General features: G+C 31.2%; 7 protein-coding genes. 6 read left to right on the top strand and 1 reads right to left on the bottom strand.

Features of this window, described 5'->3' with window-relative positions; genetic code table 11:
* Window positions 1-175 precede the first annotated feature (175 nt).
* The 4 genes from FEM21_RS16120 to FEM21_RS02790 all read left to right on the top strand — a co-directional run bounded on the left by FEM21_RS16120 (window position 176) and on the right by FEM21_RS02790 (window position 8,728).
* Window positions 176-1,981, top strand: a complete 1,806-nt coding sequence (locus tag FEM21_RS16120; protein ID WP_051627464.1) for a sensor histidine kinase — start codon at window positions 176-178, stop codon at window positions 1,979-1,981.
* Complete coding sequence (locus tag FEM21_RS02780) at window positions 1,971-2,375, top strand: response regulator (RefSeq protein WP_035657512.1); 405 nt, start codon at window positions 1,971-1,973, stop codon at window positions 2,373-2,375. Before FEM21_RS16120 ends, FEM21_RS02780 begins: the two co-directional genes overlap by 11 nt.
* Window positions 2,376-2,448: 73 nt before the next feature.
* The gene (locus FEM21_RS02785) at window positions 2,449-4,296 is read left to right on the top strand and encodes a T9SS type B sorting domain-containing protein (RefSeq protein ID WP_051627465.1); all 1,848 of its coding nucleotides are present in this window, start codon (window positions 2,449-2,451) and stop codon (window positions 4,294-4,296) included.
* A 28-nt stretch (window positions 4,297-4,324) separates the two neighbouring features.
* Window positions 4,325-8,728, top strand: a complete 4,404-nt coding sequence (locus tag FEM21_RS02790) for a T9SS type B sorting domain-containing protein (RefSeq protein ID WP_035657515.1) — start codon at window positions 4,325-4,327, stop codon at window positions 8,726-8,728.
* 115 nt (window positions 8,729-8,843) lie between these two features.
* On the opposite strand, the gene typA is transcribed toward FEM21_RS02790, so the two are convergent.
* Window positions 8,844-10,640, bottom strand: a complete 1,797-nt coding sequence (gene typA, locus FEM21_RS02795) for a translational GTPase TypA (RefSeq protein WP_035657517.1) — start codon at window positions 10,638-10,640, stop codon at window positions 8,844-8,846.
* Window positions 10,641-10,805: 165 nt separating this feature from the next.
* Between typA and FEM21_RS02800 the strand changes: the two genes are divergently transcribed.
* Together FEM21_RS02800 and FEM21_RS02805 are read left to right on the top strand one after the other, a co-directional pair.
* Window positions 10,806-12,518 (top strand): PAS domain-containing sensor histidine kinase, encoded by a 1,713-nt coding sequence (locus FEM21_RS02800; protein ID WP_035657518.1) that lies wholly within the window; start codon window positions 10,806-10,808, stop codon window positions 12,516-12,518.
* Complete coding sequence (locus tag FEM21_RS02805) at window positions 12,519-12,914, top strand: response regulator (protein WP_035657519.1); 396 nt, start codon at window positions 12,519-12,521, stop codon at window positions 12,912-12,914.
* Window positions 12,915-13,051: the final 137 nt, after the last annotated feature.

Here is a 13,051-nt window from a genome sequence, read left to right on the forward strand (position 1 = left end):
AAGATGTTGTTCATCGATTTTATTTGTATGCTGTAGTATAGTTAAGTATTTTTATTTTTTAAGATGAATTAGTTACGTATAAACACCTACTAAAACACCTAGAAAATTCGTATATTTTAAATATAGACATAACCCCCAAAACAAAAATCAATGTAATGCGTTACAATAACTTTTTATGAAAAATAAACAGGAATTTTGTATTAAAGAAATTTTTGAAATTGGAATTTGGGAAGTCAATTTAAAAACAAATACTCTTTTTTGGGATACTAAAACCAAAGAACTATTTGAAGTAGCTGAATCTTTTATCCCTGATTATAAAAACCTTTCTAATTTTATAAACAGAAAAAATTTAATCGATTTAAAAACACTTATACAACAAGCGACCAAATACAAAATACCAATTCACGGCAAATTTCAAATAACGACAGCTAATAAAACAATTAAAACCCTGGACTGTATATGTCAGGTTGATGTAATTGATGATAAGCCTGTTCGAATTTACGGTACTTTTAAGGACATTAGTTTAGAAGAAGAACGTGCCATGGTTATGGAATCGGCAGCTGAGAAATTCTCATCTGTTTTTTCCAGCGCTAATGACGCTATTATTATTTTTGATACTGAAACTGGGAATATTACTGATTGTAATAATCGGGCGTATGAACTCACAGGTTATAATGATACCGAATTAATAGGCTTTCATAATTCTATTTTATTCCCTTTAGACCATAAATCGGAAATTCAGTCTTATATCCGAAATAAAATCAAGCTAAACACTTATTTCGTTAAAGAAACCAATATAAAAAGTAAAAACGGATTCATTATTCCTGTTCAGGTTGCCTCCGGAAGAACGTTTGTAATTGATAATCAAAGTTATTTGGTTTGTTTTTTTAGAAACATGACTAAGAAAAAGCAAATTGAAGAAAATCTGGCGCTTTTATCTCTTGTTGCTTCTGAAACTACCGATAGTATTATTATCACTAGTGCCGAAGGAAAAGCCATTTGGGCAAATCAGGCCTATATGAAACTTACGGGTTTGACATTAGATGAAATTATTGGGCATCCGCCAAATTACCTGTCATTTGAATCAGAAATCAATTGCGAAACTTTTGAAAAAATTTCTCAGGCAATAAAAGACAAAAAAGAAATCAAAGTTGTTTTTCAACATTATAATAAACATAAAGAAAAATATTGGCTTGAATTAAACATTACTCCTGTATTTGATAATGATGGAAATTGCAGCAAATTTATTGCTATTGGCAGAGATGTTACCGCTGCAAAAGAGAAAGAACTGGAATTAAATAACATTCTGCAAGTTACCAGTCAACAAAACAATAAGCTATTGAATTTTGCGCATATTGTTTCGCATAATATTCGTTCGCATACCAGTAATTTACTAATGGTTTTAGATGTAATCGAAAATACAGATGATGTAAATGAAAAACTATCATTCATCGATATGTTCAAAGAAGCAACAGAAAAACTGTCTGATACTATCGAGAATTTGAATGAAATGATTACCATAAAAAAGAATGTAAACATTAAAAAAACAACGATTAACTTAAAATCAGAAATTGAAAAACTTGCTGAACCTTTTAAGAGTCAAATTACAATTACAGATACAATACCAAACGATTTAACAATAAACGCGATTCCTGCTTATCTAGACAATATTATACAAAATTTGCTGAGTAATGCTGTAAAATACCAATCGCCAAAAAGAGCTCCTCAATTAGAAATTAGCTATGAAGCAAAAGATGGTTTCCAGATTATCAATTTCAAAGACAATGGCTTAGGCATCAATCTGGATAAAAACAAGCATAAACTATTTGGAATGTACAAAACCTTTCACGGCAATGAAGATGCTAAAGGCATTGGTTTATTCATAGTAAAAAATCAAATTGAAGTCATGAAAGGTAAAATTGAGCTGGAAAGTCAAGAAGGACTAGGAAGCACTTTTAAACTATATTTTAATGAAAAATAAAATTACTTATGTCATCGATGATGATAAGTTATCTATTAAATTAATGAGTATGCTCATCTCAAAAAACAATTTTTGTGATGAAATTATTTCATTTTTCAACCCTCAAACAGCCTTAGACGAACTTAAAAACAATGCTTCTACTCCATCAAAACTGCCTGATGTTATTTTATTAGACTTAAATATGCCAATACTTGATGGCTGGCAATTTTTAGACGAATTTACTCTAATAGAATTTTCGAAAAAAATAATCGTTTTCATCGTTTCCTCTTCTATCGATCCTTCTGATTTAGAAATGACAAAAAAATATCCTATTGTAAAAGATTATATCATAAAGCCCCTTAATGCCGAAAAATTGAAACACGCTTCTCTCTTAATTGAAAATGAAGTTTGTTAATTTTATACATTGAAGCTTTAAACAAAAAATCAAATCGCTACAAAACAGAGAATTATACTAACTTTGCAGGCCTATGAAAGCCTCGCAAATTATTTTATTATATTGTTTTATTATTTTTTCCATCAGCACACAACTGCAAGCCCAGTTTATTAGTGTTAATGATGCTAAAATTGCCGATGAACTCGTTAATTTATTGACTAGTAATAGTTCCTGCATTGAAACCGCGAATCCATTTGTTTCCGGAGATAATTTCACTCTGGGAAAAAACAGTTATGGTACTTTTATTAATACTAATGCTAACTTTCCGTTTCGTTCAGGAATTGTTTTAAGTACCTGGAGCAGTACGCAATCTGAAGGTCCATTTGTTAGAAACCTAGGCGGCGGAGGTAATTTATGGCTTGGTGACACTGATTTAAATCAAGCGCTTAATATAAATTCAATCAACGCCACTGTTCTCGAATTTGACTTTACACCGCTCACAAACAATATTAATTTTAATTATTTTTTTGCTTCCAATGAGTATCAGGATGATTTTCCTTGTCATTACTCAGATGGTTTTGCTTTTTTGATCAAGGAAAAAGGAAGTACAGCAGCTTATCAAAATTTAGCTGTAATACCTAATACTACAATAGCAGTTTCGTCTACTAATATTCATCCGGCAATTAATTTTAATGACAAAGGCAAACTAAAAACCTGTCCTGCAAGTAACGAAAACTATTTTGGACAATACAATGATAATCCTGCTAATTTGAGTCCTATTAATTATGCCGGACAAACTAAGGTTTTAAATGCTTCTGCTAATGTAATACCAGGTACAACTTATCATATCAAATTAGTTATTGCTGATGATAGAGTGGACTATTATGATTCGGCAGTTTTTATTGAAGCAGGTAGTTTTAATTCTAATGTTGATTTAGGAACCGACAAATTATTGGCTACAAATAATGCTGTTTGCTTTGGCGAAGATTATATTCTTGACACAAAACTGTCACCAACTTATACCTATAAATGGTACAAAGACGGGATTTTATTAAACTCTGAAAATAATCCATCATACACTGTAAAAAGTCCCGGAATTTATACAGTTGAAATAACCTTAAATCCATCTACCTGTTTTGTTACTAATGCTGTTACAATTGAATACACTCCTGAAATTATTTTAAAAAACAGTAATTTAATTCAATGTGATATTGATAATGATGGAAAATCATTTTTTGATTTAACACTGGCTGAAACTGAGATAAAAAATAACATTCCTAATTTAGGTACTATCACTTTTTTCGAAAATTTGAATGACGCAATAGCTGATACTAATCCTATTTTAAACACAACTAATTATACTAATAAATCGCATCCGCAAACACTAATTGCTAAAGTTGCTAATCCTTACAATTGCTTTAATTATGCCGAATTAACATTAGAACTTTCTAATGATATTCCTAATCGGGTGGCAACAATAACAGCTGTAAATACAACTCATTTTGGAGGAAATAAAAATTCAGCTACTATTGAATATACAGGTTCGAGTGATTATGAATTTTCTATAGATGGAAATCATTATCAGGATAGTCCAAGTTTTGAAAATATTCCCGCAGGAAATTATACAGCATTTGCTAAAGATAAAAACGGTTGTGGTATCTCTAATCCATTTTCTTTTAGTATTTTAGATTATCCTAAATACTTTACGCCAAATGGTGATGGCTACAATGACTTTTGGACAATTAAAAATTTAAATTTGCTGCCCCCGGCTACCATACATATTTTTGATCGTTACGGAAAACTGTTAAAACAATTTAATTCTTCAAATTTAAATTGGAACGGAACTCTAAACGGTCTCTTACTTCCTGCTGATGATTATTGGTTCAGTCTAATTTTTGAAGATGGCAAAAAAATAAAAGGTCATTTTTCATTAAAAAGATAGAACAATTTATAGTTAATAAATTTATCTAATGAGAAAGTTAATTTTAGTATGTTTTCTTTTAATGGCAGTAAACTGTTGGGCACAGTTTAGTAAAACGCATTATATTCCGCCAATTACAAGTCAAAATGAAAGCATGCATGCTGAAGATCATTATTTATATATTTCAACTCCCAGTACAAAAAACGTTGGTATAAAAATAATTGCTATTGGCGGCCAAATTATAAATGCTACAGTTAGCAACACTTCACCTTATATTTATTCGATAGGAAGAGGCGATAACACTCAATTATTAACTCCAAAAGGAATCACCGGAAAAATCACAAATAAAGGATATATCATTGAAGCCGAAGATTTAATATATGTTAGTGTCAGAATCAATGCAAATGCTAATGATGACAGAAGCAGCTATAATCACGCAGGAGGTCTCGTTTCTAAAGGAAATAGTGCTTTAGGAACAACATTTAGACTTGGTGCTATGTTAAATCCTTTATTTGACCCTACATTACTTAATTTTGGATCTATACTCGCCACCGAGAACAATACTACTGTCACTATTTCTAATATTCCAAATGGAACCGTTTTAGTAAATGGTTTTATTGTAAATGGCCCTATTACGGTTAATTTAAATAAAAACGAGAGTTATGTTATTGCTTTAGAAAACATCCAAAATATTCCTAATAACAGTGCTAAATTAATAGGTGCGCTAGTCGAATCAGACAAAGCTGTTGTGGTTAATTCGGGTTCATTTGGAGGCAGCAACAGTACCGCACTACGTAATGGCAATCCTAATGGTCGTGATCTTGGCTTTGATCAAATTGTTTCTTTCGAAAAAACTGGTAAAGATTACATTTTTGTAAAAGGATTAGGACCTGATGAATTAGAACGAGTTCTATTGATTGCACATAATCCTAATACAGCTATTTATATAAATGGCAGTACAACTCCGTTTACAACACTCGTCAATGCTGGTGATTATGTAGCTATTGATGGAAGTCAATTTGTTAACGGTAATTTATATGTCAGCGCTTCTGAAAAAATCTTTGCTTATCAAAGTATAGGAGGATTAGCTCCTATTTATAATCAGGCAAATGCCATCACAAATAGTCCGGCCGCTAATCAAAATATGTTTTTTGTTCCTCCATTGAATTGCGCTACTCCTAATATTGTTGACAATATTCCACAAATTCAAGCCATTGGCACTACAACTTTTGCAGGAGGAATAAATATAGTGACCGAAACTGGAGCAAATGTTTTAATAAATAACAATCCTATTAATGCTACTCCTATTGCTATTACAGGAACTGCTGATTATGTTCGCTACACAGTCAATGGTCTTAACGGTAACGTAAGTGTGAAATCGGACAAGCAGGTTTATGTGTCTTATTTTGGTACAAATGGAGCTGCAACCTATGGCGGTTATTACTCAGGATTTGATACCAAGCCTGAAATTAGTTCAGACAAAATCAATGTTGGAACATCAAATTGTATTCCTAATTTAGTTTTACATGTAAGTACAATTTTAAATTATGATACTTTTGAATGGTTTTTCAATAATACTTCTATTCCAAATGCCAATTCTAATTCCTATTCTCCCGCACAACCTGGATTTTATCAGGTAAAAGCCAGTATTTCAGGATGCGGAACCACCGCTTTCTCTGATATTATCCCAGTAAGCAACTGCCCTACTGATGTTGACAATGATAGTATAAATGATAATATCGACCTTGACAACGACAATGACGGAATTACTAATTGTACGGAATCATACGGAAATCAGAATGTAAATCTTTCAAATATTACTGCTGGTACTATTAATATTGGTACTTATTCAAACTCTTTTACTGGAAGTGTTTCGAAATCTACTATTGCTTATCCAATTTCTTTTAGAGGAAACTCAGATGGCAATCTTGTTTCTGCAATTCCGGTTGGAAAAGGAAATTTCACAAAATATACAATAACTTTTGCCAAACCAATAAGCATAGGAGTCGAATATGTATCAGCTACAAATTCAGCAAACTTACTAAATGCAAATACCGAATATGTTCTTGCAACTGATGTAGACAAAACAATCACTGTACTTAATCCTAATAATCAATTGTTAATTGATACTAATTATGATGGCATTTACGAAAGTGGTGTTACCGAATATTCTTCGTTCGAAATTCGATTCCAATTAAACGGAATTGTTCCTTTGGCAGCAGGAACGGGTACTTTTAAATTTTTGACTCATTTAGTTAATTCGATTAGTTTCACTCATAGAAATATTTCAGAAACTGAAACCAATAGAAGTGCCTTAAAGTTTTTTACTGTTTGCGTACCTAAAGATTCTGATAACGATGGAATTCCTGATCAACTAGATGCTGATAGTGACAACGACGGAATTCCTGATATAGTAGAAAGTCAGGAAAATAGTTTTGTTTTAAACTCGACTACAGATGCAAATCGTAACGGAATTTATGATATTTTCGAATCAAGACTTAATCCCATTGATACTGATAACGATGGAGTTCCTGATTATCTTGACTTAGATAGCGATAATGACGGAATTTATGACGCTTTCGAAACAGGAAGCAACAATACTGATACAGATAATGATGGAATAAAAAATTACAGAGATCTTGATAGTGATAACGATTTATGTCCTGATGTGATTGAAGCTGGTTTTACAAGCAGCAACAATAGTACATTAGGAAACTTATTTCCTCCAACAGTAAATTCGAATGGAGTTGTAACAAGCCGTACCAATGGTTATACTACACCAAATTCAAATTACGATACTGCTGCTCCAATAATTATTACCACACAACCTATAGCTACACCTACTTGTCTAAACCAAAACACCACTATTCCAATAGTTGTAAATGGAGATAATTATCAATGGCAGCTTTCTACTGACGGAACTTCTTGGAATAACCTTATTAATAACAGCACTTATTCGGGAGTTTTAACAGCTGCTTTAAATATCAATTCAGTTAGTCAGCTAATGAACGGATATAAATACCGAGTATTCATTAACAGAACCGGAAATTCATGTGGTTTAATTTCGAATGAAACAACACTATCTATTTTAAGCTTACCAACTGTCAAAAATATCAGCATTACACAATGTGATGACGATTTTGACGCTAGAACAAGTTTTAATTTGACAGTAAAAAATAATGCGATTTCGAATAATTACCAAAATGAAACTTTCAATTATTTTACAACATCAGCAGCTGCAAATACAAATGATACAACAAACAAAATCACAAATCCATTAGCTTATGTTGCTGATAACGGAACTATAGTTTGGTCTCGAATCGAAAATACAAACAAATGCTTTTCGGTAGCACAAATTACATTAAACGTTTCATCCACTCAAATTCCGTCTACTTTTAATGTTTTATTAGAAAATTGTGATGATTATATTAATGCTTCCAATGATGATTATGACGGTGTTTCAGTATTTGATCTTAGCAATGCCGAACCAACAATTTTAGCCTCACTTCCATCTCCAAATAATAATTATTCGATAAAATATTATGAAACGGAAGCAGATGCATTATCAGAAACAAATGCAATTACTAATACAACTTCTTATCGAAATACAATTTCACCTAACGAACAAAAAATATGGGTTAGAGTAGATAATAATTCAGATAATAGCTGCTTTGGTATTGGACAACATCTGATACTTAAAGTAAATCCAAAACCTAATATTGATATTAATTCAAATCGTCTTGCCGATGTATATGTTTGTAATAATTTACCTGAATTCTTTGTGACACTTGCTGCAGGAATTCTTGACGGAAGCCCTACAAGCAATTACACTTACGTTTGGTCAAAAGACAATCAAGAATTAATTGGTCAAACTAATGTTACTTTAGATGTTAATGCTGCTGGTATTTATAGTGTAATCGTGAGCAGTCAATCTGGTTGCAACAGAACAAGAACAATTACCGTTACTGCTTCAGAAATTGCTAAAATTAAAGATATAGAAGTTAATGAACTAAGTAACAACAATAGCATTTTAGTTCTTGTAGAAGGCATCGGAAATTATGAATATAGTTTAGATGATAATAATACTTATCAAGATGCTAATCTTTTTGAAAATGTTCCTGCAGGAATACATGAAGTACTTGTTAAAGACAAAAATGGCTGCGGAATAGCTAACCAATCAGTCGCTGTTTTAGGAGTTCCAAGGTATTTTACACCTAACAATGATGGCTTTAATGATTATTGGAACATAAAAGGAATTAATGAAGAGTTTAATTCGAAAACGGTTATCCGTATTTTTGACCGATATGGAAAATTTTTAAAAGATATTAATCCAAAAGATCAAGGATGGGACGGAACTTTTAATGGAAAACAATTACCATCCGATGATTATTGGTATACAGCTAAACTAGAAAATGGAAAAGAAATAAAAGGTCATTTTTCATTAAAAAGATAAATAAAATAAATTCCAATTTTTTGAAATTCCAAATTCCAATATTTACTAAAAAAAAAGAATCCCAAACTCCTTAAAATTGGAATTTGGGATTTTTAATATTAGTATTTAAAAACTGTTAGATTTTAAATCTTTTTCTATCGTTTTCAGTTAAATAAATCTTTCTTAAACGTAAAGATTTTGGAGTAACTTCAACATATTCATCTTTCTGAATGTACTCTAAAGCTTCTTCTAGAGAGAATTTGATAGCTGGAATAATTCTAGCTTTATCATCAGCTCCCGAAGAACGTACGTTAGAAAGTTTTTTCGTTTTAGTAACGTTAACTGTCATATCGTCGCTACGAGTATTTTCACCAATTACTTGTCCTTCGTAGATATCTTCGTTAGGATCAACAAAGAATTTACCACGATCTTGTAATTTATCGATAGAATAAGGAATTGCTTTTCCGTTTTCCATAGAAATCAATGAACCGTTATTACGTCCAGGAATTTCTCCTTTGTATGGTTCGTATCCTATGAAACGGTGCGCCATAATAGCTTCACCGGCAGTAGCAGTAAGCAATTGATTTCTTAATCCAATGATTCCACGAGATGGAATGTTGAATTTCACAATCATACGCTCTCCTTTTCCTTCCATAGAAAGCATTTCTCCTTTACGGATAGAAACAAATTCTACAGCTCTACCTGAAAGGTTTTCTGGTAAATCGATAGTTAATTCCTCAATTGGCTCACATTTTACACCATCAATTTCTTTGATGATAACTTGTGGCTGACCAATTTGTAATTCGTAACCTTCTCTTCTCATTGTTTCAATAAGAACTGACAAGTGCAATACACCACGACCAAAAACCATGAATTTATCAGCAGAATCAGTTTCAGCAACTCTCATCGCTAAGTTTTTCTCTAATTCTTTTGTCAATCTCTCACGAATATGTCTTGAAGTAACAAATTTACCTTCTTTACCAAAGAAAGGTGAATCGTTAATTGTAAACAACATACTCATTGTAGGCTCATCAATAGCAATAGTTTGTAAAGCTTCCGGATTTTCAAAATCAGCTATGGTATCACCAATTTCAAAACCTTCAACACCTACAACTGCACAAATATCACCTGCAATTACCTGCTCTACTTTTTTACGCCCAAGACCTTCAAAAGTATGTAATTCTTTAATTCTAGATTTGATAATTTTTCCGTCTCTTTTTACTAATGAGATTGGCATACCTTCAGTCAAGACACCTCTTTCAAGACGACCAATAGCTATACGACCTGTAAAAGAAGAGAAATCTAAAGAGGTAATTAACATTTGAGGAGTTCCTTCAGAAACCTTAGGAGCTGGTACATTCGCAATTACCATATCTAATAATGGCTCAATGTTTTGAGTTTGAACTTTCCAGTCTTCAGACATCCAGTTGTTTTTAGCTGAACCGTAAACAGCAGGGAAATCCAATTGTTCTTCAGTAGCACCTAATTCAAACATTAAGTCAAAAACTTTTTCGTGAACTTCTTCCGGAGTACAGTTTTCTTTATCAACTTTATTGATAACCACACAAGGCTTAAGACCTAAGTCAATCGCTTTTTGTAATACAAAACGAGTTTGTGGCATTGGTCCCTCAAAAGCATCTACTAACAAACAAACACCATCAGCCATGTTCAATACACGTTCTACTTCACCTCCAAAATCGGCGTGACCAGGAGTATCGATAATATTGATTTTTGTTCCTTTATATTGAACCGAAACGTTTTTAGAAGTAATAGTAATACCTCTCTCACGCTCTAAATCGTTATTATCAAGAATTAAATCACCTGTGTTTTCGTTGTCACGAAATAATTGACAGTGATACATAATTTTATCAACCAAAGTGGTTTTACCGTGATCGACGTGGGCAATAATTGCAATGTTTCTAATAGATTCCATCTGTGATTTTTAATGGCTGCAAAGGTACACTTTATTTTGATATAAAAAATATTTCTCAAATACTTTACAATTAATAAACGTTTAACACATATACTATTCTTTTAAGGCAGGAAATATGTTAACAGAGATATTTTGCTATTAACAATTATTAATTATATTTGATTAATGAAAAGTAAAACCAACCAAATAACAATAATATACTTACTTATTGCCGTTGTGCTGGCGACTTTTCTATATAAAATTACTTCCCTTTATTTAAAGCCTGAAGATTACCTTCTCTTTAATTTATCTAAAGATTTTATTTTAATCATTTTGACAGGAATTGCCTTTAGATATATTTTATTTAAAAATGAAACTAAGAGTAAAATTATTTTCGAAAAATTAGAAAATACAAATAATGAAATTAAAGAGTCAAATCAAAAATATGATATTGTAGCCAGAGCAACAAGTGATACCATTTGGGATTGGAAAATCCCCGAGGATAAGATGATTTGGAGCAAAGGAATAAAAGCTGTTTTTGGATACGAAGAAGATCAGGTAGGAGATAATTCCAGTTGGTGGTTTGGAAATATTCATCCCGAAGACAGTATCAAAATGTCAATAAAATTATATTCTTTTATCGAACAAAAAACGGAAAAGTGGCAAGATGAATATCGTTTTAAATGTGCTGACGATACTTATAAATATGTACTTGACAGAGGATTTCTTCTAAAAGATGAAAATGGAAAAGCCATTCGAATGATTGGGGCACTTCAGGACATCACTAAACAAAAGGAAGAAGAATTACGATTAAAATTATTAGAAACAGTAATCTTACAAACCAGAGAAGCTATTGTGATTACTGAAGCTAATTTCAATAAAAATCTTTTACCAAAAATTATTTATGTAAATCCTGCCTTTACAAATATGACAGGATACAATCCGGAAGAAATAATTAATAATTCCCTTGGAGTACTAAGAGGAAAAAATACTGACATAAGCGTTTTAAAACGAATCTTTGAAATTATAAAAAACAAAGAAGAAGCAAGACTTGAAATAAAATGTTATAAAAAGGATAAAACCGAATTTTGGCTACGTTTTACATTGATTCCAATTTATAATTCAGAAAATGAATTATCAAATTGGGTTTCTATACAAAGAGATGTTACCGAAGAAAAAAATCAGGAAAAAGAAAAAGAACAACTCATTAAAGAGCTTACCCGAAACAATAAAGATTTAAAACAATTCTCTTACATTACCTCTCATAATTTAAGAGCTCCAATGTCTAATTTAACAGGCTTATTAAATCTTATAGAAGACATTGAAATTGAAGATCCTGAATTAAAAGAAATTATTAATGGTTTTAACAAATCAACTCATTTGTTAAACGAAACTATCGAAGACTTAACAAAAGTCATGATTATTAAGGATAATAATTTGATTCAAAAAGAAAATATTTCATTAAAAGATGTTTTCGAAAATGTGTTTAGCCAATTAAATAATCAAATAGAAACTCACAAACCTATTTTAAAACTTGATCTTGACAATGTAAGTGTTTTAAACACCAACAAAGCCTATTTAGAAAGTATTCTACTCAACTTACTAACTAATTCTTTAAAATATAAATCTAAAGACAGAACACTTAGAATAGCAATAATTGCTCAACAAAACGGCAATTCAGTTGAACTTATTTTTAAAGATAATGGTATAGGTATTGATCTTGAAAAAAATAAAGATAAAATTTTTGGACTATATCAAAGATTCCATGACTACCCAGACAGTAAGGGTTTAGGCTTATATTTAGTAAAATCGCAAGTAGAAGCTATGAAGGGAAATATAAGTATAGAAAGTAAAGTCAACCAAGGAACTACAATTACATTAACTTTTAAAAACAAATAGATGTTAGATCTTATTCTATGTGTCGATGATGACCCAATAACACTTATGTTATGTAAAAAAGTAATCAGCAAAGCCACTTTTTCAAACACTATTATTACCGCTAAAAACGGTGAAGAAGCTTTACAATACCTAGATTTAATATTAGATCATAAAGAAAACAAATTACCTAATTTAATTTTTTTAGACCTAAATATGCCCGTAATGGATGGATGGGAATTCCTGGAAAATTTCAACACAGACAAATACGCTAAAATAAATAACACTAAGATTGTTGTTCTTTCCTCTACAATTGATCCCGAAGATCTTCAAAAATCTAAAAATTATCCAATGGTTATCGATTTTTTGTCAAAACCAATAACAACAGATATGCTCAATTATTTAGAATCTAAAATTTAATTTTAGGAATTTTCAACCAAAAAATAGAACATGAGTCTTGTTGATAATAACTAACATAAAAAATTAGATTAATTACTTTTCTCTTATTCTTTAATTTATTTCTTTGTTTGAAGAGCCATTCCTAAATAATATCTTCA

Source organism: Flavobacterium seoulense, from assembly GCF_000695795.1.
GTDB classification, from domain to species: Bacteria; Bacteroidota; Bacteroidia; order Flavobacteriales; family Flavobacteriaceae; genus Flavobacterium; species Flavobacterium seoulense.